Raw genomic sequence first — 22,281 nt, 5'->3', positions numbered from 1 at the left:
TAATGAAAAAGAAAACGTGCTATAGCTGTCTGGAATATGGCTCTAACAGGCGATCCAAGTACTTTTTATCGCCCTCTGCCTGCAACTGTTTGGCAAGGGAATTGTCAAAAGCGATGCGGACCAGTGCACGTATGGCCTTAGAGTTGGCTTTGGTCAAACTATTTGTGCGGTAGATCACGTCGCGAATGGTGGAAAAACTGATGCTGGTACGGCCCGCTACGTTGGCGTAATCGTCTTTGCTGGTGTTTCGCCTAAGGGTAATGGATAGCCTTTCGTCTAGTGGTTTTCCGAAGTCTTTTTCGTCAAAAATCATCATAATATGTTGTTTAGGTTATGGAATACGTGTTATGTGTCCGGCAGCGGCCTAAATACGAGGGGAAAATGGCATATTTCCCTATATTTGTCTGTAATTGAATTACAGACATGTGTAGTTATTTGAGGTAAATAATTTCATATGTGTAAGATTATTACACAAAACTATGATTTTATGTTCATATTAAAGCAACTCCGACGTAAAAAAAATATAAATCAGACCGATTTGGCCAACGTCATCGGTGTGAGTTTACGTACAATACAGTTGTATGAGAAGAAAGACGCCAATATCCCTATAAAAAATCTTACAAAGATTGCGCAATATTTTGAGGTCAGTCTCTCCGAACTGTATCGCCTCGAACTGGCCGAAAATGGAGGGGGTTATGGTTTGGACGGCAATCAGTTTTACGGCAACAACGAGTTTAGGCCATTAGGGGAGGGCAAATACCTGGTTACGGCTCCTTTTCTAAGTACTGTCCAACAAAAGACCTATGCCGATCGTTTTAGTGACGACGATTTTATGTTGAAATGTCCGCGGACAAGCTTTATGCTGGAAGAAGGTAGGGCCAAAACGTACGTTGCCTTTGAAATGGATAGCAGGGCCATGGAAAACGGTCTGGCCAATGGAATTCCCATCCATTCCGTGGTGCTGGGCGAATTGGTGCCCAAAAAGAATGTAGGTCGGTTTTTGGACAAAGGAGGGATCTTTATTATGGTTTATGCCGAAGGCGTATTGTGCAAAGAGGTTGTCGGCTGGGACGAACGTACCGGTACCCTCACTTGTCACAGTTTTAACGACTCTCCCGAGTATGCCGATTTTACTTTGGCGTTGGATGAGGTGTCCCAGATTTTTGCCCTTTGCAGAAAAGAAGTTCCGGTCTAGCTTGCCGTTGCGGTGTTTTGCAAATGGGTGGTCACCTGTTGGACACAGGCCTCCAAATTCTGTTTTATTTCACGTTCCCAAAACCGAAATACGGTATATCCCAGCCGTTTTAGCTCGGCATTTACCTCGCGGTCCCGTTGCATGTTCCGTTCTATTTTGGCGATCCAGAACTTCCGATTGGTCTTGATCTTGGGTTTGCGCCGTTCCCAATCGTACCCATGCCAATATTCCCCATCGATAAAAACCACCGTCTTGTACTTCTTAAGTGCGATATCGGGTTTTCCGATCAACTTTTTGTAATCGATACGATAGCGATAGCCCGCGGCGTATAGGGCCCTTCTAAAGGCCAGTTCGGGTTTGGTATTCTTGCCCCGGATCTTGCCCATGATCTTTGACCTTTGGGGAGTGGTGTAAAAGCCGGCCGCTTCGTTAAAGCGAGGTACTTTTATCGGTTGTTCCTGATATTTTTTGGACATATATAAAGATAGTCAGACCCGAAGTATTTGAACGATACCACGGGTCTGACGAAACGTTTTCAGCATGTCTGCTACGGAAATTAGCCTTTCACGGAAGCGCCAAGGTATTCACGGTTCATTCGTGCTATATTTTCTAGCGAAATCCCTTTGGGGCATTCCACTTCGCAAGCACCGGTATTGGTACAATTCCCAAAACCTTCAAGATCCATTTGGCGTACCATGTTCTGCACCCGCTCAGTGGCCTCTACCTGCCCTTGGGGCAATAGGGCGAACTGTGATACTTTTGCCGACGTAAAGAGCATCGCACTTGCATTTTTGCAAGCGGCTACACAGGCTCCGCAACCGATACAGGTGGCTGCATTAAAAGCTTTGTCGGCCATTTCTTTTTCTATTGGGATTGCATTGGCGTCTACGGGCCTACCCGAAGTATTGACCGAAATGTATCCACCGGCCTGTTGTATCCTATCAAAGGCAGAACGGTCCACGATTAAATCTTTTACTACCGGGAACGCCTTTGCGCGCCAGGGTTCGATAACAATTTCGTCACCATCCTTAAAACTGCGCATGTGTAATTGGCAGGCCGTGATACGGGTATCGGGTCCATGGGCCCTTCCGTTAATCATTAGGGAACAGGTACCACAAATACCTTCCCTACAATCATGATCGAATTCCACGGGTTCCTCCCCTTTGTTGATCAATTGTTCGTTCAAAACATCCAACATCTCTAAAAAAGACATGTCTTCTTCTATCCCGTTCAGGGGATAGCTGACCATTTCTCCCTTCGTATCGGCGTTTTTCTGACGCCATATTTTTAAGTTTAGTTTCATGTCAATTTTTTTTGAATCACTATTTGAATTCACCGCAGTACCGCTATATGATAGTTCGGAATACTTGCAATCTGTCTATTTGTACGAGCGTGTTTTCAACTCTATATTTTCATACACCAATTCTTCCTTGTGCAATACGGCGTCTTTGGGTTCTCCTTTGTATTCCCAAGCGGAAACGAACTTAAAGTTCTCGTCGTCCCTTAACGCCTCTCCTTCGGGTGTTTGATACTCTTCTCGGAAATGTCCCCCACACGATTCGTTACGGGTCAAGGCATCTTTTGCAAAAAGTTCCCCTAGTTCCAAAAAGTCGGCAACACGCCCTGCTTTTTCCAACTCTTGGTTTTTGTTATCGGCAGTTCCCGGAACTTTCACATTTTCCCAGAAATCGGCCCGTAAGGCCGCAATTTCGTCTATGGCCTCCTGCAGTTCCTTTGCATTTCTGCTCATACCGCATTTGTTCCACATGATTTTCCCCAATTTTTTATGGTAGTAGTCTACCGAATGGGTGCCGTTTCCGGACATCAATTTGGTAATCCGCTCTTTAACATGGGTCTCCGCTGCCTCAAATTCGGGCAGATCGGTAGAAATTTCCCCGGTCCTGATATCTTTGGAGAGGTAGTCCCCAATGGTATAGGGAAGCACAAAATAGCCGTCGGCCAGCCCCTGCATCAGTGCCGAGGCACCCAATCGGTTTGCGCCGTGATCACTAAAATTGGCCTCTCCCGCGGCGTAACAACCTGGGATGGAAGTTTGCAAGTTGTAGTCGACCCATAGACCGCCCATGGTGTAATGCACCGCAGGGTAGATCATCATCGGTGTTTTGTACGGGTTTTGATCTACGATTTTCTCATACATCTGAAAAAGGTTGCCATACTTGGCCTCTACTACTTTTTCTCCCAATTCGCGTACCGTTTTATTGTCCGGGTCTTTAATACCGGAGGTCAACGCTTTTTCCCTACCGTATCGCATGATGGCGGAATCAAAATCGAGGTAAACCGCTTCTCCGGTCTTATTGACGCCGAAACCGGCATCGCAACGTTCTTTTGCCGCTCTGGAGGCCACATCACGTGGTACAAGGTTACCAAAGGCGGGATAGCGCCGTTCCAGATAGTAATCGCGATCTTCTTCTTTTAATTGGGTCGGTTTTAGTTTTCCTTCCTGAATGGCCTTGGCATCTTCGAGTCGTTTTGGAACCCAGATACGCCCATCGTTCCTGAGCGATTCCGACATCAAAGTCAGTTTTGATTGATGGTCTCCCGATACGGGGATACAGGTCGGGTGTATTTGTGTAAAACAGGGGTTGGCAAAAAATGCGCCCCGTTTATGTGCTTTCCATGCCGCCATTACATTGGCCCCCATACAATAGGTGGAAAGAAAAAAGAGGTTACCGTAACCGCCGGTCGCCAAAACAACGGCATGTGCCGAGTGGCGCTCGATTTCTCCCGTAACCAAATTTCTTGCGATGATGCCCCGTGCCTTACCATCCACCAAAACGATATCCAACATTTCGTGCCGGGTATGCGATTTGATCTTGCCTCTTTGGATCTGTCGGTTCATTGCGGCATAGGCTCCCAGTAACAGTTGTTGCCCGGTCTGTCCTTTGGCGTAAAACGTTCTACTGACCAAAACCCCTCCAAAAGAACGGTTATCCAAAAGTCCGCCGTACTCCCTTGCAAAGGGAACGCCCTGGGCCACACATTGATCGATAATATTTGTTGATACCTGTGCCAAACGATACACGTTGGCCTCACGCGAGCGATAATCGCCCCCCTTTACGGTATCATAGAAAAGTCGGTATACGCTATCCCCGTCGCCTTGGTAGTTTTTAGCGGCGTTCACTCCGCCCTGTGCGGCGATGGAGTGGGCCCTTCTAGGGGAATCCTGATAACAAAAGGTCTTAACATTGTAACCCAACTCGGCCAATGTGGCCGCTGCCGAACCTCCGGCAAGTCCCGTACCGACGACAATCACATCGATATTGCGCTTGTTGGCCGGGTTCACCAGTTCGATGTGGTTCTTATGGTTGGTCCATTTGTCCGCTAATGGTCCCTTAGGTATTTTTGAATCCAATATGCCCATAATTAATGTGTTATCGGGTTAAGGTGATGGTATATCGCAATAAAGGCAAATCCTAATGGTATGGCTACTGCAAATACCTTTGTGAATAGTTTAATGCCCGCCGAGTATTTGTTGTTGACGCCCATGGTCTGGAACGAACTTGCGAAGCCATGCAATAAATGCAGCGCCAACAGACCAAAGGAAACGATGTACAGTATGGTTCTCCAGAAGGGTTCAAATTTGTGAACGGTCTCCTCGTGGTAACGGGTAGCGTCCTCGGGATTGCTCTCGATGTATTTATAGGCCATTTCCGGAAACCAAAAGTCATAAAAATGCAAGCCGAGAAACGCCAATACGACCGCACCGGAGATGATCATGTTGCGGGATAGCCATGAGGCGTTCGCGCTTCCCTTATATTTTACGTAATTGGTTCCCCTTGCTTTGTTGTTCTGTATTTCCAAAATGAAACCCATTACAAAATGTATGATTACCCCAGCGATCAAAATCGGCTGCAAAAGATACTGCACCAAAGGGTTATATCCCATAAAATGCGACCAGGTGTTGAAGGTTTCCGGGTCAATTACAGAAGTAATATTAATGGTAAAGTGTTGCGCCAAGAAAAATACTAGGAAAAGTCCCGAGAGGGCCATCACTATTTTTCGGGCAATTGAAGATTTTATCAATCCGCTCATTAGTTGACAATTTAGCTTTACAAAAATACAGTAGAACCAAGTTATTAACAAACTTTGTAAGGCTTTAGTATCTTATTAGGAAACATTCTAAGAAAGATTTTCATTGCGTTCAACGAAGATTCGCAAAAGGGGCTATACAGACTAATATCGTTAAACAAAAAAGCGGTTATTGATTGTAACCACTTTTAAAACCTTTATAATTATCGACAGCAAGCTCTGTTGAAATGTGATATCATCTATAACGTGTGGGTCCAGACTTGTTACGAACTCGGGCAGACCTTTAAAGTTTTCAGTCCAATTGTTAGATTCTGAGCCTTCACATTAGAGGTGTCAATCAAAGGACCATACCTCATTATTTGAAGTGCCGTCGTACCCACATAGCACCCAAATCTTGGCATCGAATGCCAGACTTGTATGGTCGCTTCTTTCTGGAAAGGGATGTTCATCTTGTACCGCTGACCAGTCGATGCCGTTCTCACTGTACCAGATATCTCCTATGGTACCTGGGTTAGCGCCGCCCATTACCCAGATTTTATTGTCATAAACCAGTGCTGTATGACGAATTCTTGGACTAAAGCCGCTGCTATTGTTGGCAAGTACCCAATCCGCGCCATTTTCACTATACCAACTGTCATTTCTACGAGTGCCGTCGGATCCGGCGATGACCCAAAGTTTTTCATCGAATACTACTGAGGCGTGCATGGATCTTTTGCCAAAGGCTGCTTCACCGGTTGCTTGAAGCCATTCCGTGCCATTTTCACTATACCAAACATCACTTAGGGAACCACCATTATACCCGCCAATAACCCAAAGCTTATTGTCATATACAAGGGTCGTATGCCTTCCTCTTTCAGGAAATGAGCTGCTTACATCTGCTTCTTGCCATTCAGTACCGTCTTCGCTATACCAAACATCTTCGAGATAATCGTCACCGTCATAACCACCAATAAGCCAAAGTTTTCCATCGAATGCGGTAAGGGTATGATCCCAGCGGCCATTGAACGCCGGGTTATCGGTCACTAATTCCCAGTCGGTTCCGTTTTCACTTTGCCATATATCATTTAGGAAATTTGAATTGGTATCAAACCCTCCAATCAGCCACATTTTGTTGATAAAAATGGTACTTGCCGGTTGTCGCCGTTCTGAGAAAGGCCCCTCCGTAACCGTTGGGTTTTCTGGTATATCTAAATTTCGGGTCGTAAAGTTAAAAACAGCACTTTCGGTGGTTGCATTTTTGTCGTCTTTGGCCGTCACTTTCCAGAAATAATCTTTCAAAAGCGCCAAGGGTGATTCAATTTCAATACTGGTAGTGCTTAAATTTTCTTTGTAAAGTACGGTTGGGGGGTCTTGTGTGCCGATGAATAGGTCATAGGTTACTGGGTCGTTGTCGGGATCGGTGGCGACCTGCCATTGAAATGTGGGGATGCGAGTAGCATCTACCGTTTCATTTTCTATTGAAATCAGATCGAACGAATCAGGTGCTTGGTTCGTTGATTCTTCTTCAGGTGCAGGCTCCGGTGCCGGTTCCTCGGGTGGAATTGCCGGGTTGTCCGATGCATCATTGCTGCAGCCTACAAAGAACGCTGTACATAGTAGCAACAAGGTCAATTTTTTTATCCAATGAAACATTAGTCGAATTTCCATACGTCGTTGAATTTGTTGTTGGTAGAAATTTCTCCCCCTCCTATTAGGAGCATATAATCTGTATTGGACACCAGCGTTGGAAAAAAACGAGTGCCATAACCTGCGTCCTGAGCCTCTCTCTTCCAAGTTATTCCATCGCTGCTCGACCAGAAATCGGTATAGTTGGTAGCTTCCATTGCATTTTCAACAGACCCACCGGTAAGCCAAATTTTATCTTTAAAGACGGTACTATTAAAAAAAACACGCTCCGAAAAACGGTTTCCGGTTTGTTGTATCTCATTCCAATTCTCACCATCGGTTGAAAACCAAACATCTGAAGTTTCTTCGTTTGTGTCCGCAAGCGCACCGCCGATAACGAACATCTTATCATCAAATACAGTTGCCTCAAAACCATACCTTGCGAAGTACGGAGCGGCATTGGTTTCTTGTTCCCAATCAATACCATTTGTTGAGCTCCAGACTTCCTTGGTACTTCCCGTAGTCGCATCAAAAAAGTTTTCCAAGCCTCCCAATGCGTATAGCTTATCTTTATATGCTAAGAGTTTTGTTTGTGCTCTTGGGGTAAAATTGGCATTGGCGGTTTCCTGCACCCAGTCAATACCATTGGTCGAACTCCAGACATCGTTCAAGAGACTACCACTCGTGAAACCACCGACTACAAAGATTCGGTCGTTGAAAATGGTGATTCCAAATTGTGCTCTGCCGCTAAACCCGGCATCGGCAGTTTCCAACACCCAATTTTCCCCATCGCTACTCGACCATACGTCATTATTAAGGTCTTCGATGTTGGCTACTCCTCCAATGATCCAAAACTTATCTTTGAAGAATATGCTGCCATGACCTTCACGAACATCAAAGGAGCCATTGGGTGTAAGCGCTTCTTCCCGTAAATTTAAGAGCCTTGTGGAAAAGCGAAAGATGTCACTTTCAACAATACCTCCCTGATTGTCGCGAGCCACTACCTTCCAGGTAAATCCACTATTTAATGGCAGTGAGTCGGGTACGGTATAACTGGGGACGGTAAGGCCTTGTGCTAGAATAATGGTCGGGTCGGGTAGTGGCTGATTTTCGCCCAACACAATTAGCGGCCCAGTGCCGTTTAGTATCTCCAAATAAAGGTCATAGACTACCAAGTCACCATCAACATCGGTTGCAGGTTGCCATGTGAATGTAGGGTTCAACGAAGTATTCTCCGCTTCGTTTTTAATGGTAAGCAAGGCAAAGGCCTCGGGAGCCGTATTTATCTGTTCATTGTCGTCATCGTTTTTTTTACAAGCCGTAAATAGAAAGAGAAACAGGAGTATTTTGAGAATATGTTTCATACTAAGATTGTTTTAGTCCCATTCAAATCGGAATATTCCGATTCGGTTTACGATTTCCTGATTTTCGTCGATGCCTGATCCGTAGGTGCCTAAAAAACTTGGTGTATTTAAGGAATTTGATAAAAATCCTCTCATATACGTGACGTCTCCTCCGGAAAGATTTGTTGTGAATTCTATCAGCAGGGATCCTCCTGAAACGGCAGCCCATGTGCCGGAAGCCTCAAAGGCCGGGTTGCTATAGCGTTCCATGTAAATAGTACCGTCTTCATTTAGTGAAAGACTGTAGTCCGGAGGAATCTCTGAATAATTTAAATCTTCCGCGTCCGGGTCTACCATTTGCAAGCCACCGCTAAAGAAGGCCTTGGTTAGCGTATTGATTAATAGAATTTCCACTGTTTGGGTTCTTCCCTCACTCTCGGCCGTAATGACAAAATCGTAGGTGCCCAAAGGAAAGTCCTTGCCCCATGACAGCAGACCGGTGAGACTATCGAATACGATGTGGTTACGCTGTAGTATTTCCGAGGAAGAAGTGATGCTATAAGTGCCAACTTCCCCGTTCCATTGAATGATACTCGGAGCAATACTGCCAACTGTTCTGAAAGTGGTATTGATTTCTTCTTCCGCATACTCGAATCGTATGGTACCCGATGGAGGGCTATCGTTTTTGCTACAGGCAATTACGAGAAAAAGAAGGGCTAAAATCGGCATGGTGCGTTTCATAACTAGTATTATTTTACCGTAAAAATTACATTGATTATATAGATATATTCTCCCGGATCGCGGTCATAGTAGATAGTACTCACGATTTCTTCGCCCCAACGGTTGTTCAAATCTTCGACCTCTTTTACTTCGCCCAGTTGTTTGCCCATAGCCTGGGCAATGGCAGTTGCTCTTTCTGTAGCATTGCTCAAGGCTTTTTTACTGAGTTGGGTAATTTCGTCGTCATCAACGGTAACAATTGCATCGTAGTTTAAAACCTGTACTCCCAATGATTTTACCTGAAGAAATTTTTTCATTTTGTCTACCGATTCGGTTCGGAATTCATAGAGCGTACCTTCTTTTTCATATCGAAGGGTTTCATACCCAAAAACGTTTGGATTTTCCTTTAAATCGTTCCATGCAATATTTTTGGCTTCAAGAGCATCTTTGTATTGCTTTTTTAACTTTTCAAGCGTTACCATTTCGGGGGGGAGGCTCGAGTAGGTGCCACTGAGCGATACGGTGGCCTTAAATAGCGGTGTAGCATCTAAATGAATCGCACGGGCACTTACCTTTATGGTATTGGGTTGTTCTTGTGCTCTTAGATTACAAGAGAACAGGGTCAGTAATAGAGCAAATAGTCTTATCCGTAATTTCATTTTTTTTCATTTTTTGTTAGTCACGTTCCAGGTCGTTGCAACGGGTTTACTTTCCACAAGACCAAACATCTGAGTAGCGGCCTTCGGTATAAACACCCGTTTTTGTGGGCTACGAGATTAACGGATACCCAGTAATAGCCCAAAAGCGATCGTCAAATACGACAGACGTATGTTCGACTCGAGTTTTGAAGTTGGAATCAAAACTTACCTTGTCCGAGGTAACGCCATCACTACTACGCCATATGTCATTTAAGAACTTTGTATTTCCGGTATAACCCGCCATGCCCCACTTTTTTTGTTATAGACCAAAGAGGTATGAAAGGTGCGGCCTTCAAAGACCACTTCTTTTTCAATTAATGCCGCAGCTACCGATCAGGGTTTGGTTGTGAGACCTCCTAGGTTATTGGATCCTAAAGAGGTATTATCAGTTACTTCCTCTTTTCCACATGCGAATAGGAGCAAAAGAGCACTTTGGCAAACAAGTTTATTTGTTGTTTTCATTTGTAAAGAATTTTAGTTTTATAAGAGTGGAAAATTTGGGAAAGGGTATAAGAACATAATTTCCCCCAACCCGGCATGTTACCGTATTGTTGGGGGAAACACTAACCATTTTCTTATTCTTCGATTCCGAAGTGTTCGGTAAGCTCTTGGTAGGTCATTTTGGTGTAATCCAAGGGGGTAGCCTTACCACTTGTAGTTTGCCCTCCAGGAATTAAAATATACCGGTATTCACTAAAAAATGGGACTCCTGCGCTTTGTCCTTCAACAGTAGAGGCCATTGCGATATACAGCTCCCCAGCTTGTTCTACTCTGAAGTAGTAGGATTGTTGACGTGCCACCCCAAATACGATTGGAAGGGAAAACACGTCGGTATCAATGGTAATAGGGTTGGGCGTAGAACGCCCATATACCAAAATAATGCCCTGCTCAATGAAGTCATTGGTCATTTCTGGTGCATCTATTAAAAAGGAATCACTGGTGGCAATAATGTTGTTGTCGAATTCTGATGGAATCCAGCCAGAGTAGATTACATTGGCCGAACCTACTTCCCCTTGTTCCCCTTGGGCACCGTCGGCCCCGGCAGCTCCCTGCGGCCCCTGTTCTCCTTGGACCCCCATGGCACCATCCTCACCATCTTCTGGAGAGCAGGCAAATAGTAAGCTTGCCACAAAAAGTGCACTAAAAAATGTCCTTGTCAATTTCATCGTTTTTTTCATCGTTTTTTGTTTTAAATTATTAGTATTTGGGGGAATACTACGCTGCCATTTCTCAGGCGTTTGTATGCTATTTATTCTGGAATAGTAAAGTGCTCGATAATCTCTTGATAAATCATTTTGTTGTAGTGTATAGACGAAGATTTGCCCCCAGTTGACTGTGCCCCGGGAATGATTATGTACCTATAGTCATCAAATACGTCAAAATCGTTGTTAGCAACATTGGATGTTACACCACAGCCCCAATTTGCCCGTCGTTGATTGTGAAGGTATATCTGTCCCCAGCTCCTGTAATATAAGGGAGTGGGAATGTTTCGTCACCTAGTACAAGCGGCACATCTCCTCTTGCATATACCATTACGGTACTGGTATCTAAATTGATGTTTAAACTATTGCTTTCGTCAGTACTGGTACGAACAAACAATTTTTGAAGTAGTCCACCACCTTCTGCGAAATCACTTGGAATCCAATCGGAGTAAATCACATTGGCGGCGCCTATTTCCCTTTGCTCTCCCTGCCCGGCAGGTCCTTGTTCTCCTTGAGGCCCAATGGCACCATCCGAACCGTCTTCAGGGGAACATGCAACCAATAACAGGGTCATGAACAGCGCCTGTCCAATTCTCTTTATAGTATTCATATTTTTTCTTTTTAAGATTATCACTACAAACTTATATGCACCCCGTTAAGACGATGTCCCGAATGTTTTGATCTTAAAGAATTAGGACAACCTTGTGACCATCCTTTTCGTTGCTTGATGGGGGAACTACTTGAAGCGCATGAATGACATATGAATTGGATAGTGCATAAATTTTACCCGGACCACACTTATGGTGCTTTCTTCTTGAATATCGTTTAGGGTAAGTCAAGTGAATTCGGCCTTGGCCGGCACACGGGTAAACGATTAGCACTTTTTGATTTGGGAAACTTTCCAAAACGAGTCCCAATGATCATAAATTGCCTAGCCTTATCCAATTGCGGTCATTGTGATAAAAAGATGTTATCTACCGATATTAAAAATTACTCCTGAACCATACATTTCTCGGAGCTCATTTTTTGAGATTCCATAAATCGAGTCTGAATAATTTTCAGATTTATCAATCGTATGTAAACCGCTCTTTTTACTTATTTCGTAGTCATTCGGCGATACAAATACGCTGTCATGTGAAAGGCGCGTTACTTTTAACGTAGAATAGCTCCCTGATGCAACCTTATACTCGTAAATATCCCCTTTCATAGGAGCCGAAATATATTCCATATCGCGTTTTTTGCGTTCCCCTTCTGCATAAACACCCCAAGCGACCAAGGCTGTAAGTATACCAGGCCCTGTGAATTGCCAGATAGGTCCCTTGGTTTCTTTTTTTAAAGCGTTGTATTCTCTTTTGATGGGTTCTGGCATCTCGTTGATTTTAAGAAGATTTTTACAATGTTGGCACTGAGAAACTCCTTTTTTACCTATGGGGAATAACGGAATCCAAAAAATGTGGGCGTGTCTTCTATATACACTTAAAACCACAGAACCTATCGTTCTGCAGTTGGGACAGGTTGTTGTTTTTGACTGTTTGGATTTTAAATGAACCGCTTTACTACCATAAATTATCATCTACTAACTTTTTAAATATTTGTAAGATGTTCAGTGAAGTACATCCAAAGGTACTTTGGGTCAAAAGGAAGTAATCCCAATTGTTTTGCTTTTAAAGAATCAGGACAATACCAATTGCGACTGTTGGTATTGAGATGGAGTGATACCGGTCCACTTTTTGAATGCAGTATAAAAGGCAGATTTGGAGTTGAAGCCCGCTTCCAAGCCTACAGATACAATGGTGTAATGCGCGTAATGCTGTGAATGCAGGTTTTTCTTCACATCTGAAATACGGTATTGGTTGATATAGTCGATAAAACTTATCTGGTTGATTGAATTGATTATACTCGATAAGTAGCACCCCGATATGCCTAAGAGCTCGGCAGTAGAGGCTAGGCTGAGGTTGGGATTACGGTAAATTTTGTTAGTGCGCATTAAAAGCTCCAACTTCTTGAAGTATTTGTTCGCCGTGGTCAACGGTTTTCGCGTTTGTGTTGTTAGCTCTTTTATTTTTTGAGAACAGAGTGCAGCAATAATGGTCAGGAGGTGTAAGTGCTTTTCGTTAAAAAAATGTTTCTCAGGATGTTCGGAGTCGATCACTCCGTAGAGCGAATCATCGACGAGGATGGGGACACATATTTCCGATAGCCGTTTTTCATCATCCACAATATACCTAGGGTCCTCCAAGGTATGCGGAATGAGCTCGGCTTTTTTGTTTCTTGCTACACTTCCTACGATTCCTTCATCCAACGAAATTTCAATTTGGTTGTAAATGATATCGCCATGCGGGTTTTTTTGTCCATAGGCCGACCGTTGTTGTAAACACTTTTTTTCTTTGTTAAAGGTATAGATGACACAATCTATAAAACCCAATTGATGAATGACGTTTTTGGTAATATCCCAAAGTACTTCCTCCACAGATTCCTTTTGATAAAGCGATGTTGAAAAAAAGCTAATGGCCCTAATTTCATCAAGAGCATCGTTCGAATGATGGTGCGTGTTCATAACCTTGAATTTTTTAAACTCAAAATTACGGGGTAGGTATTTTGCCCTACTGTAGGTATGTAACAAAGTACTGTTCAAATGTAACTTTGACTTGCAAACCTTATTATTTATCGAGTGAAGCAACATATTCAGAAGGAGTTTGGCCGAAGGATTCCTTAAAACTTTTCATGAAGTAGGAAGGTGTTCCGAAGCCAACGGCATAGGCTACCTCATTGATGGTGGAATCTGAATCCTGTAACAGTTGTTGTGCTTGTTTTAACCGTTGAGAACGCAAAAAGGCCGAGGTGGAAAGGCCTGTAAAAGCAAGGAGTTTTCTATGTAATTGCATACGGCTCATTTGGGCTTTCTTACTAAATTCAGCAGCATTAAAGGTAGGTTCTGAGAGATGAGTGTCTAAAATCTGCTGTATTTTATTCAAGAAAACTTCGTCGGCCGCATTTACAATAATGTTTTTTGGTTTTAAGATCAATTCTTGGCCGTATCTTAGTTGTAAAGCTTTGCGTGTGCTGATTAGATTTTGTATTCTTTTTTCCAAAAGTCGAATTTTAAAAGGTTTTCCTACAAAATCATCCGCTCCTGAGGTAAGCCCTTTTAATTCCATTTTTGAAGTATCGTCTCCCGTAAGTAGAATTATGGGAATATGAGATGTTCTTTCATCAACCTTTAAGAGGTTACACATGGCAATACCATCTAAGATGGGCATTCGAACATCGGAAACAATAATGTCCGGAACCTTTTCGAAAGCAACTTCAGAACCAACTTTCCCATTTTGAGCTTCAAGAATTTCATAGGTATCTTGTAGCGATTGCCGAATAAAAGATCGTATTTCCTGATGGTCCTCTACCACCAGCAATAAAGGTCGCTCTTCATCATTTGGGCCATTTTCATAGGCATTTGGTTTCTGATTTTTGTGAATGTTCCTTTGGGTCGCACTCGAAGGTTGCTCTACCAATTCGGCTGGAAGTTCTACCTTAAAAACAATAGTGTTTTCATTTTCCATATATGCATTGATAGTTCCTTTGGATAAGGTAACCAACTCTTTTACCAAAGAGAGTCCCACACCCATACCTTCAGCCTCTGAGTCTTCTTGGTAAAACCGGTCGAATAATTTTTCCGGCTGTATTTCAAAATGCCCCTGTACCGTATTTTTAACCAAGAGGGCAATGCTACTTGTTGTCGCCGATAGCTGAATATTGCAAGATCCTTTTTGGCCTGTATATTTAAACGCATTGGAAAGAAGGTTTGTTACTATTTTCTCCACAATATCTTCATCATACCGTCGTACTCCCGTCGGTTCTATAGCTGTTTTGTATGATAGGCCCTTTTCGTCGGCTTGATACTCAAAAGAATTGGCAATGCTATGAATGAAAAGGCCAAGCTCTGCCTCTTGCAACTGCACCACTAATTTTCCCTCTTCTAGTTTTGAAAGCTGCAATAGTTGGTCTACCAAGCCTATCAAACGTTGGGTATTTCTTTTAATCATCGATAGACTCGAATAATCCTTATCAAAACTGGTTATATTGGATAACTCTTTTTCTATTGGTCCCGAAATTAAGGTGAGGGGTGTTTTGAATTCGTGGGCAATGTTGGTGTATAATTTTGATTTAAACACATTCAGGTTTTGCAAACGCTCTGTTTCTTCCTCCTTTAATTTAAGATTGAGCTCCATGTTCCACCGCCATCTTAAATAGCGATAAAACCCAAAGCAAACACCAAGGAATAGAAGTACATATATGGTTTTGGCCAAGGAGGTCAAATACCATGAAGGGGCAATATAAATATCTAAATGGGAGACTATCTTGTTCTCCGATAAACCTTCATAAAACGGTTTTATCGTAAGAGTGTGGTTGCCATGCGGAACATTAGTGAAATAGGCGGTTTGCAAATCTGTTACTTTCCAAGGGTCTTCATCCAGTTTGTAACTATACCTTATTTTATTAGGATTGATGAAATCCATCGCCGAAAATCGAACCGAAAAATCGTTTTGGTCAGGGGCTAACAGCACCTTTTGCAAAAAGGGTACTTGGGCTGTTTGGAACAGCTGCCTGCCCTGATCATCTTGCACATTAAATGCGGTTACTTGAGGAGCGTAGATCGGTATTTCGGGGCTATAGTTTTGAAGACTTATTTGTTGAATGCCTTCATCCGTACCAAAATAGAGGGTATCGTTGGTAGCATCAAAAAAACCAGAGCCATACAAGAAAGCATCGGACATTAAACCGTCACTTTCGGTAAAATGCTGCATAGTACTATTTTGGGTGTTGTGTACATAAATACCATCACTGATCGTGCTAATCCAAACATTTTGGTTGTTATCGGCTTTGAGCGACATAATTTTTTTGTCAAACAACGATCCTTGGTATTGCAGGCGTTCAAAAGCATTGGCCTCTTCTTTATAACGCACTAGGCCAATTTCGGAACCAAACCACAAGTTGCCCAACGGATCTTCTTCCATGGTCATAATAATATTGCTGGTAATTGAAAAAGGATCGCCTTTTTCAAAGGTGTAGTTTTTTACCTGAGATGATACTTGGGCTACCGCTTTTGAAGAGATGTCATCTATTCTATAGATACCATACCCCACGGTAATCACCCAAAGACGGTCTAGCGAATCGATATGAATGTCCATAATTTTTGACTCTTTTATTTCCGTCGTCGTCACTAGCGGAATACTCTTTAAATAAACATCGTTTTCATCAAATACCGTTAACCCTTCCCAAGTGCCCGCCCACAACCTGCCCTTACGGTCTTTGGCCAGCCCTGAAACCCTCAAGACACCACTTTTGCCCGGAAATGTCAGGGTCTTGTTCAAGGTGTCACCGACAATTTTATAGATTTCAGGTGCGTCCGAGCTTACATATAATGCCTCCGTATCTGAATGTAATCCTAGTATTGGATTTTGTTCAAGCAACTGACTGAACTGACCTTTTTGCTTTTTAAACAACCCTTTTTGTCCTCCAAAATACAAGGTATTGTTGTGCTTCAAAATGCGTCTTGCGTGTACCCCGGGAATTTGGTTCGTAAATGCATCCTGATACTTTTTTTCTTTAAAAAGCCCTTTACTGGTTCCTACCCACAACGTACCTTGCCGGTCTTCAAAGAGTGCTGATATATGGGTGGCAGAGAGGTCCATTTCGAGGGGTACTTTTTTTAATTGCAAAGAGGGAGGCTCCAGCAAATAAACAGTTGAACTATCGAATAAATAGTAGTTTCCATTATTTGTTTTGGTCAAGCCCTGAAAAACTTTGGGAGCCGCAATTTGCTTTAGAAATTTATTGTCGCGCAATACTAATATTTTGTTCGGAAATACCACCAAAAGCCCTACCTCGGGGATGTATTCGAGTATGCGTATATTCTCTTCAAAATGATGTAGTAGTTTAGATTTTTTTGTTTGCAAATCATAAGAAAGCAATTGATTTTTTGTATCCACCAACCATAACTTTTTTTCGTGAAAAGCCATGGGGGCACTAAAAGTTCCGATATTCAAGTTCTGATGGGCGTTGGTTTTTGTATTGAAAATGGTATACCCTTCATCAGATGATGCTGCGATATAATTTTCATCGACCCTCATGATAAGGGAGACCATTTTTTCCTTATTTTTTTCAGGATTTTCTATAGAAAAATTATGAAAAGACATGTTTTTTGGGGAAAGTCGGGTAATCCCACCTCCTAGCGTGGCCAACCAATAATTCTTATTGGTGTCAACTGCAATGCCCCTGATCCAGTTGGCGGCAATAGAATTTGTGTTTTCTGGAGAATTTCTAAGTACTTCGAATTGGTACCCGTCATACCTATGAAGCCCATCTTGGGTGCCCACCCAAATAAAGCCATTTTGATCTTGGGTAATACACGAAACCCATTCATTTGATAATCCATTTTTGATGGGTTGGAAAGAAAGCGGTTTTGGTTGTCCATAGCCAAGAAAACGGCAGCAAATAAAAAGTACCAACCATATGGGGAACCTCATTACAGTATTATTTTGTTTGGGGAACTATCTATGAACCCTTGGTGCCGAAGACCAACGATCATTGTAAAACTGCTTTTCCGATGAAACAAGATAGTCTGGATTCACCGAATAAAGAAACAATTTTTATACGATTGGCCACTTTCCTTGTATGGATTACATTTTTGACCGAACTTCATAGGGTTTAAAGGCCTAACCAAATTTGAAAATGGATATCGGATTACTTTCGGTAAGCATGAATGTGTATTCTACGAAGCGAATCGCCGAGGAGGCAGAGAAATCTGGCCATTACGTCGAAAGAATTGACCATACCAAATGCTCTGTAAAGCTGGGTGCGGGAAAACCACAAATATACTTGGGGGAGGAAGATATCACTAACGAGTTCGATGCGATTATTCCTCGAATTGGCGCAAAAGTATCAAGGCATGGTGCTGCAATTGTAAAGCAGTTCGAAATGAACGGTATCTTCAGTACAGCGCGCTCTCTTAGTATTTTACGTGCAAGGAACAAGGTGCGTACGTTACAGATAATGGCCCGGAAGGGCATTCCTATACCCGAAACACTGTTTTCGATCAATCCTGACAATATAAAAAAGCAAATAGAAATATTGGGCGGTGCCCCCGTGATTATCAAACTTCAAGAGGGGACTCAAGGGATAGGCGTAATTCTTGCGGAAACTAAAAAATCGGCCAAATCGATAATTGATACTTTTTATAAGATGGATACCAGTATCCTCATTCAAAAATATATTGAAGAAAGCAATGGAGAAGACATTCGAATTTTTGTTGTAGGCAATAAAATTGTGGCAAGTATGAAACGAATGAGCGAAGTGGGGGAGTTTCGGTCGAATGTACATCGGGGTGGGGCAACCGAGAAGGTAAAGTTGTCGGCAAAAGAGCAGTTTATTGCCTTAAATGCCACTAAGCATATTGGTTTGGGAGTTGCCGGGGTAGACCTTATTCGCTCTAAAAAAGGGCCTTTGTTAATTGAGGTGAATGCCTCTCCCGGTTTACAAGGTATTGAAGCGGCCACAGGTGTGAACGTGGCTCAGGAAATAATAAAATATGTAGAACGTAACGGGAAAAGCAGACGAAAATAAGATGACGCAAAACACAGTGATAACCGTAGGGGGTGAAACGGTACAGCCTGGAGAGAACAAACTACTCAAGATCAGTATCGATCGGTTGCCTACGGGAACCTTGATCGATATACCGGTTTACGTGTTTAATGCCAAAAAACCGGGCCCGACACTTTTGGTGCAGGCGGGATTGCACGGTGATGAGATCAATGGAATCGAAATCGTTCGTAGAATGTTGGACGAGAAACGTTTTCAGGTGTCGGCAGGCGCGGTAATCGCCGTACCCATCTTAAATATTTTTGGGTTTATCCACTTTTCCAGGGACGTTCCGGACGGGAAGGACGTCAACCGAAGCTTTCCCGGAACCCGATCGGGTTCTATGGCCAGCCGTATCGCATACCATTATCTATCGGAGATCATGCATCAAATCGACTACGGAATCGATCTGCATACCGGTGGCGGACAACGGCATAATTTTCCCCAAATACGCTATACCCAGGAAGATGTTGAAAGCAAGAAAATGGCCGAAGTGTTCAACGCGCCCTTTTCTTTTCCGTCAAAATTGATCAAGGGTTCTTTTCGCAATGCGGCGTTCCGGATGGGAAAGCCCACTGTGGTATACGAGGCCGGGGAAAGCATGCGTTTTGATGATGGAGCAATTTTGGAAGGAATAAAAGGTACGCTAAGGATAATGCAACATTTGGGCATGGCCCCCATAATGGACGATGGATATACCGACCGGAACACTACGGTTTCGCTTCAGGAACGAAAATGGCTTAGGGCCCCAACGGCAGGGATGTTCATTCCAAAAGTAATCAATGGTTGTGTATTGAAAAAGGGCCAGGTAATGGGTATCGTTTCGGACACCTATGCCAAAAAGAGCAAAACGATAAAGGCCCCTTTTGACGGCCATTTGTTCTGTATCAACCACCAAGCGGTCGTCAATCAGGGCGATGCGCTATTTCATATCGGTAAATGATGATGGCTTATCGGGGAGCTAGCAGCTTAAGCGGCACAATGGCTTACTTCAGGTAGCTCTTTTACGTTATCGTTAAAAAAACAAGCATGTTGGATAAATGGAAAGCCCTTAGTTACACGACCAGATTTTCTATAGTAGCATGTATCATCATGTTCGTATTAGGGTTTTTGGGAATGGGTATTACGGGTGCGCTATTGTATTTTCTGGTTTTTTTCGCCTTGGGAGATCATCCGCATTTTGACACTTGGCATGGCGATTGGGTATGGCCCGCTTTGCTTTTGGTAAGCTGGGCATTTCCCATCGGATTCCTCTTCGCCGGTCTTGCTTGGCATTACCTTAAAACCAGGATTACCTCTAAAATACTATTGCGAGTGGTCTACGGCTTGATTTTATGGTTATGGGCCGCGTTACTATGGTTTTTGACCATTAAGATCAACGCTGGAAACATGGCAGAACTGTAGCGTCCGCGTCCGCAAAAACAGACCGCAGCGTCGGTTTTGAAGAATTGGCGATGCTTTTCACAAGTCAACTATTCGTTTTATCGAAAATATGGACAGTTGGTCCTACCAATTACAATATTGCGGTATAGCGGACGTTTGCAAAACCGACCGCACAGTTTTTTGGTCGTTTTTCCATACCTTGAAAGTAGAGGGTACGAACAAAACAAAAACACGGGTGGTGAACGCCAATCGAAAGTCGCTTTTTGTTCAAGGTAAGATGCTTTTCTGATCTGGATTACCCAACCTCGTTAGTAGCGTGTAACTCCATTTTTTGAACACTCCAATCGATAGCCTCTTGAAGGTCCGTAAACTGACGAATATTCTTTTTAAAGAACATGCGTTCCATGACCAGGCTCGCAAAACTTCCCTGCGTGCTTCCAACTACTGAATAAAGCGCCAATTGCTGTCTGTTTTTATAAAATTTGGCCCAGTCCGTCGGTACTACGTAGTAGTTGTTGATCCTATTGGAAATGTAGGCGATGGGATTGGTATCGCCGTTGATCTGATGCGCCACTTTGATCGCTTTTTTGGCCATTTCCCAATTGAAAACGACCCCCTCGTTCATTTCGGAGATAACGAGTCTATCAAAGTAATGGAATACTCCAAATTCAAATTCCCACACTTCCCTAACACTCTTGAAAAAGTCAAGACTTTTAACGCTTTTCATTTGGTAAAAAGTTCTGGTTTGGCTCCTTTAATGCCATTTTAAAGTTAAAATGGTATCCGGGTTTCTGTATTGGAAAATCTGTTATGGCTCGAAATTGCTTCGAAACCAAAGGTTTCACGATGTTTTTTGTGCCTGACCGTAGCCTCGAAGCATTGGGGTTGTGCCCAAACCGGGAAATCAACAGATCCTATTGCATTTTCGACTCTCCTAACGAAGTTCCGATACAGAAACCGTGCTAAAGATAGGGTGTATCTTGGATTTTTTTATGTAAGTAAATTGACTGTTAAAATGTAATGTTTTCTATGGGAGCATCTCTCTAGCTCAAAAAGAATCCGATGGAACCCTGGCCATGAATTGCCATGCCGGTCGGTCAAGCGCTCAGTATCTTGGTTTTTTCGGCATTAAATTCCTCTTGTGTGAGAATACCGGCGTCCAACAACTCCTTTAGGTCGAGCAATGCCTTTTTCTTATCCACAACGGGTGCGGCTTCCGGTTGCGTTGCGGTCGACGCCGCCTTTGGTTCCTGTGTAGGCATGCTCGCCCCTTTTATGGCTACGATCATCTCCGTAATTTCATTAAAACCTTTAATGTTGGAATAATCGACGGCCAATTGTTCTTTTGCGTTGACTACCGAAATATCGGCCCCTTTGTCCAAAAGAAATTTAACCACATCCTTTTTTCCGTTCGCAGCGGCATAATGGAGCGGGGTGTTCCCGCTTTCATCCTGAACATTGATTTCGGCACCTTGTTCCAACAACAATTTTACCATGCTCATGTGTCCGCTTTTCGTGGCAACGTGCAAAAGGCTTTCCCCTCCGAGGTTGTTGGAAACGTTGAGGCTGTATCCGGCGTTTACGGAGATGTCGTTTGCCGTTTCCACCCAATCCAAATAAGAACTCATACTTCCTTCGTTTCCGCTCACGGGCTTGCCGTAATTGACATCTACACCATGGTCGAGAAAAAGCTGTACGATATCTTTTTGGTTCGCGGAACAGGCATACCATATCGGGGAGAGTCCATTTTTGCTGGATACCAGCATATCGGCCCCTTTTTCCGCCAATAGTTTTATCAGCATTTTATGGCCGCTGTGGCAGGCGATCAACAATGCCGTTTCTCCGGCATGGTTCACATAATTGATATCGGAACCATGGTCCAACAACAGGCTCACAACGGGAATGTTTTTGGTCCGAACGGCAAAAAGTAGTGGTGTATTGCCCTGTTTGTCGGTCGTTCCAATATCGGCACCATTGCCCAGCAAAAGGGAGATGATGGCTTTGTTCCGATTTCCAGAGGCAATGAGCAGGGGCGTTTCGGCCTGATTGTTCTCATTGTCGATCTCCATTCCGCTTTCAAGAAGTTTTTCGGCGACCTCGGTCTGTCCGTTTACGGCACATAAATGCAACAGGCTATTGCCCTTGTAGTCCCTAATGTCCGTTTTTGCCCCTTGTTCTAGCAAGTATAACGCGGTCTGTTTTTGTTTTTGTAGGCAGGCGAAATAAAAAGGGGTTTCACCCGCATGGTCCTCGTAATCAAGTGCTGCGCCTTGTTCGATTAAAATTTTACAGATATCGAGATACCCGCGATGTGCGGCGTAGTGCAGGGCGGTACGCCCTTTCTCGTCGGTATAGGCGACCTCTACTTCCTTATTTTTTAAAAGAATTTCGGCTATTTTTCGTTTGCCGCCCTCGCAGGCGGTAATAAATGACATGGACATGTTCGGTAG

General features: G+C 43.4%; 20 protein-coding genes. 4 read left to right on the top strand and 16 right to left on the bottom strand.

Annotated elements, in window-relative coordinates; all coding sequences use genetic code 11:
* Positions 1-19: 19 nt before the first annotated feature.
* Positions 20-316, bottom strand: coding sequence for a hypothetical protein (locus tag ACRD7P_RS15505; RefSeq protein WP_430908552.1), 297 nt, complete (start codon positions 314-316; stop codon positions 20-22).
* 138 nt (positions 317-454) lie between these two features.
* Here ACRD7P_RS15505 and ACRD7P_RS15500 point away from each other — a divergent pair, with 138 nt between their 5' ends.
* A complete protein-coding gene (locus ACRD7P_RS15500; protein WP_430908551.1) occupies positions 455-1,195 on the top strand; it encodes a helix-turn-helix transcriptional regulator in 741 nt (246 codons plus the stop codon).
* Here the strand turns inward: ACRD7P_RS15500 and ACRD7P_RS15495 are convergent.
* From ACRD7P_RS15495 to ACRD7P_RS15435, 13 genes are all read right to left on the bottom strand, one after another.
* A complete protein-coding gene (locus ACRD7P_RS15495; RefSeq protein WP_430908550.1) occupies positions 1,192-1,671 on the bottom strand; it encodes a very short patch repair endonuclease in 480 nt (159 codons plus the stop codon). The genes ACRD7P_RS15500 and ACRD7P_RS15495 overlap by 4 nt on opposite strands.
* A gap of 80 nt (positions 1,672-1,751) precedes the next feature.
* Complete coding sequence (locus ACRD7P_RS15490) at positions 1,752-2,498, bottom strand: succinate dehydrogenase/fumarate reductase iron-sulfur subunit (protein ID WP_430908549.1); 747 nt, start codon at positions 2,496-2,498, stop codon at positions 1,752-1,754.
* A 75-nt stretch (positions 2,499-2,573) separates the two neighbouring features.
* Positions 2,574-4,577: a fumarate reductase/succinate dehydrogenase flavoprotein subunit gene (locus ACRD7P_RS15485; protein ID WP_430908548.1), complete on the bottom strand. Its 2,004-nt coding sequence runs from the start codon at positions 4,575-4,577 to the stop codon at positions 2,574-2,576.
* Positions 4,578-4,579: 2 nt separating this feature from the next.
* Positions 4,580-5,248, bottom strand: a complete 669-nt coding sequence (locus ACRD7P_RS15480; protein ID WP_430908547.1) for a succinate dehydrogenase cytochrome b subunit — start codon at positions 5,246-5,248, stop codon at positions 4,580-4,582.
* A gap of 330 nt (positions 5,249-5,578) precedes the next feature.
* Positions 5,579-6,892, bottom strand: coding sequence for a Kelch repeat-containing protein (locus ACRD7P_RS15475; RefSeq protein WP_430908546.1), 1,314 nt, complete (start codon positions 6,890-6,892; stop codon positions 5,579-5,581).
* Entirely contained in the window at positions 6,877-8,214 is a 1,338-nt protein-coding gene (locus tag ACRD7P_RS15470) for a Kelch repeat-containing protein (protein WP_430908545.1), read from the bottom strand. The genes ACRD7P_RS15475 and ACRD7P_RS15470 overlap by 16 nt, the downstream gene beginning before the upstream one ends.
* Positions 8,215-8,226: 12 nt before the next feature.
* Positions 8,227-8,934, bottom strand: coding sequence for a hypothetical protein (locus ACRD7P_RS15465; RefSeq protein WP_430908544.1), 708 nt, complete (start codon positions 8,932-8,934; stop codon positions 8,227-8,229).
* Positions 8,935-8,942: 8 nt separating this feature from the next.
* On the bottom strand, positions 8,943-9,572 hold the full coding sequence (locus tag ACRD7P_RS15460) for an SIMPL domain-containing protein (RefSeq protein WP_430908543.1): 630 nt from the start codon (positions 9,570-9,572) through the stop codon (positions 8,943-8,945).
* A 614-nt stretch (positions 9,573-10,186) separates the two neighbouring features.
* Complete coding sequence (locus tag ACRD7P_RS15455; protein ID WP_430908542.1) at positions 10,187-10,789, bottom strand: hypothetical protein; 603 nt, start codon at positions 10,787-10,789, stop codon at positions 10,187-10,189.
* Between the two features lie 226 nt (positions 10,790-11,015).
* Positions 11,016-11,423 (bottom strand): hypothetical protein, encoded by a 408-nt coding sequence (locus ACRD7P_RS15450; RefSeq protein WP_430908541.1) that lies wholly within the window; start codon positions 11,421-11,423, stop codon positions 11,016-11,018.
* A gap of 360 nt (positions 11,424-11,783) precedes the next feature.
* Positions 11,784-12,386, bottom strand: a complete 603-nt coding sequence (locus tag ACRD7P_RS15445; protein ID WP_430908539.1) for a zinc-ribbon domain-containing protein — start codon at positions 12,384-12,386, stop codon at positions 11,784-11,786.
* 99 nt (positions 12,387-12,485) lie between these two features.
* Positions 12,486-13,370 (bottom strand): helix-turn-helix domain-containing protein, encoded by an 885-nt coding sequence (locus tag ACRD7P_RS15440; protein ID WP_430908538.1) that lies wholly within the window; start codon positions 13,368-13,370, stop codon positions 12,486-12,488.
* A 103-nt stretch (positions 13,371-13,473) separates the two neighbouring features.
* Complete coding sequence (locus tag ACRD7P_RS15435; protein ID WP_430908537.1) at positions 13,474-17,337, bottom strand: two-component regulator propeller domain-containing protein; 3,864 nt, start codon at positions 17,335-17,337, stop codon at positions 13,474-13,476.
* Positions 17,338-17,542: 205 nt separating this feature from the next.
* On the opposite strand from ACRD7P_RS15435, the gene ACRD7P_RS15430 reads away from it, so the two are divergent.
* The 3 genes from ACRD7P_RS15430 (at position 17,543) to ACRD7P_RS15420 (ending at position 19,852) form a co-directional block, all read left to right on the top strand.
* Complete coding sequence (locus ACRD7P_RS15430) at positions 17,543-18,433, top strand: RimK family alpha-L-glutamate ligase (protein WP_430908536.1); 891 nt, start codon at positions 17,543-17,545, stop codon at positions 18,431-18,433.
* A gap of 1 nt (position 18,434) precedes the next feature.
* Positions 18,435-19,391, top strand: coding sequence for a succinylglutamate desuccinylase/aspartoacylase family protein (locus ACRD7P_RS15425; protein WP_430908535.1), 957 nt, complete (start codon positions 18,435-18,437; stop codon positions 19,389-19,391).
* Between the two features lie 86 nt (positions 19,392-19,477).
* Complete coding sequence (locus tag ACRD7P_RS15420) at positions 19,478-19,852, top strand: hypothetical protein (protein ID WP_430908534.1); 375 nt, start codon at positions 19,478-19,480, stop codon at positions 19,850-19,852.
* Positions 19,853-20,126: 274 nt separating this feature from the next.
* On the opposite strand, the gene ACRD7P_RS15415 is transcribed toward ACRD7P_RS15420, so the two are convergent.
* Positions 20,127-20,558, bottom strand: coding sequence for a hypothetical protein (locus ACRD7P_RS15415; RefSeq protein WP_430908533.1), 432 nt, complete (start codon positions 20,556-20,558; stop codon positions 20,127-20,129).
* 370 nt (positions 20,559-20,928) lie between these two features.
* Positions 20,929-22,272 carry an ankyrin repeat domain-containing protein gene (locus ACRD7P_RS15410; RefSeq protein WP_430908532.1) on the bottom strand — a complete coding sequence of 448 codons (1,344 nt, stop codon included), beginning with the start codon at positions 22,270-22,272 and terminating at the stop codon, positions 20,929-20,931.
* Positions 22,273-22,281 lie beyond the last annotated feature (9 nt).

It is taken from the genome of Maribacter sp. 2-571 (assembly GCF_050589625.1).
In the GTDB taxonomy this organism is placed as follows: domain Bacteria; phylum Bacteroidota; class Bacteroidia; order Flavobacteriales; family Flavobacteriaceae; genus Pelagihabitans.
This window is presented reverse-complemented; position numbering and strand designations above follow the sequence as displayed.

Bases quoted from the DNA above. Each gene is read 5' to 3' on its own strand.
- ACRD7P_RS15505 (WP_430908552.1), bottom strand. From the start codon at position 316: ATGATGATTTTTGACGAAAAAGACTTCGGAAAACCACTAGACGAAAGG.
- ACRD7P_RS15500 (WP_430908551.1), top strand. From the start codon at position 455: ATGTGTAAGATTATTACACAAAACTATGATTTTATGTTCATATTAAAG.
- ACRD7P_RS15495 (WP_430908550.1), bottom strand. From the start codon at position 1,671: ATGTCCAAAAAATATCAGGAACAACCGATAAAAGTACCTCGCTTTAAC.
- ACRD7P_RS15490 (WP_430908549.1), bottom strand. From the start codon at position 2,498: ATGAAACTAAACTTAAAAATATGGCGTCAGAAAAACGCCGATACGAAG.
- ACRD7P_RS15485 (WP_430908548.1), bottom strand. From the start codon at position 4,577: ATGGGCATATTGGATTCAAAAATACCTAAGGGACCATTAGCGGACAAA.
- ACRD7P_RS15480 (WP_430908547.1), bottom strand. From the start codon at position 5,248: ATGAGCGGATTGATAAAATCTTCAATTGCCCGAAAAATAGTGATGGCC.
- ACRD7P_RS15475 (WP_430908546.1), bottom strand. From the start codon at position 6,892: ATGGAAATTCGACTAATGTTTCATTGGATAAAAAAATTGACCTTGTTG.
- ACRD7P_RS15470 (WP_430908545.1), bottom strand. From the start codon at position 8,214: ATGAAACATATTCTCAAAATACTCCTGTTTCTCTTTCTATTTACGGCT.
- ACRD7P_RS15465 (WP_430908544.1), bottom strand. From the start codon at position 8,934: ATGAAACGCACCATGCCGATTTTAGCCCTTCTTTTTCTCGTAATTGCC.
- ACRD7P_RS15460 (WP_430908543.1), bottom strand. From the start codon at position 9,572: ATGAAATTACGGATAAGACTATTTGCTCTATTACTGACCCTGTTCTCT.
- ACRD7P_RS15455 (WP_430908542.1), bottom strand. From the start codon at position 10,789: ATGAAAAAAACGATGAAATTGACAAGGACATTTTTTAGTGCACTTTTT.
- ACRD7P_RS15450 (WP_430908541.1), bottom strand. From the start codon at position 11,423: ATGAATACTATAAAGAGAATTGGACAGGCGCTGTTCATGACCCTGTTA.
- ACRD7P_RS15445 (WP_430908539.1), bottom strand. From the start codon at position 12,386: ATGATAATTTATGGTAGTAAAGCGGTTCATTTAAAATCCAAACAGTCA.
- ACRD7P_RS15440 (WP_430908538.1), bottom strand. From the start codon at position 13,370: ATGAACACGCACCATCATTCGAACGATGCTCTTGATGAAATTAGGGCC.
- ACRD7P_RS15435 (WP_430908537.1), bottom strand. From the start codon at position 17,337: ATGAGGTTCCCCATATGGTTGGTACTTTTTATTTGCTGCCGTTTTCTT.
- ACRD7P_RS15430 (WP_430908536.1), top strand. From the start codon at position 17,543: ATGGATATCGGATTACTTTCGGTAAGCATGAATGTGTATTCTACGAAG.
- ACRD7P_RS15425 (WP_430908535.1), top strand. From the start codon at position 18,435: ATGACGCAAAACACAGTGATAACCGTAGGGGGTGAAACGGTACAGCCT.
- ACRD7P_RS15420 (WP_430908534.1), top strand. From the start codon at position 19,478: ATGTTGGATAAATGGAAAGCCCTTAGTTACACGACCAGATTTTCTATA.
- ACRD7P_RS15415 (WP_430908533.1), bottom strand. From the start codon at position 20,558: ATGAAAAGCGTTAAAAGTCTTGACTTTTTCAAGAGTGTTAGGGAAGTG.
- ACRD7P_RS15410 (WP_430908532.1), bottom strand. From the start codon at position 22,272: ATGTCCATGTCATTTATTACCGCCTGCGAGGGCGGCAAACGAAAAATA.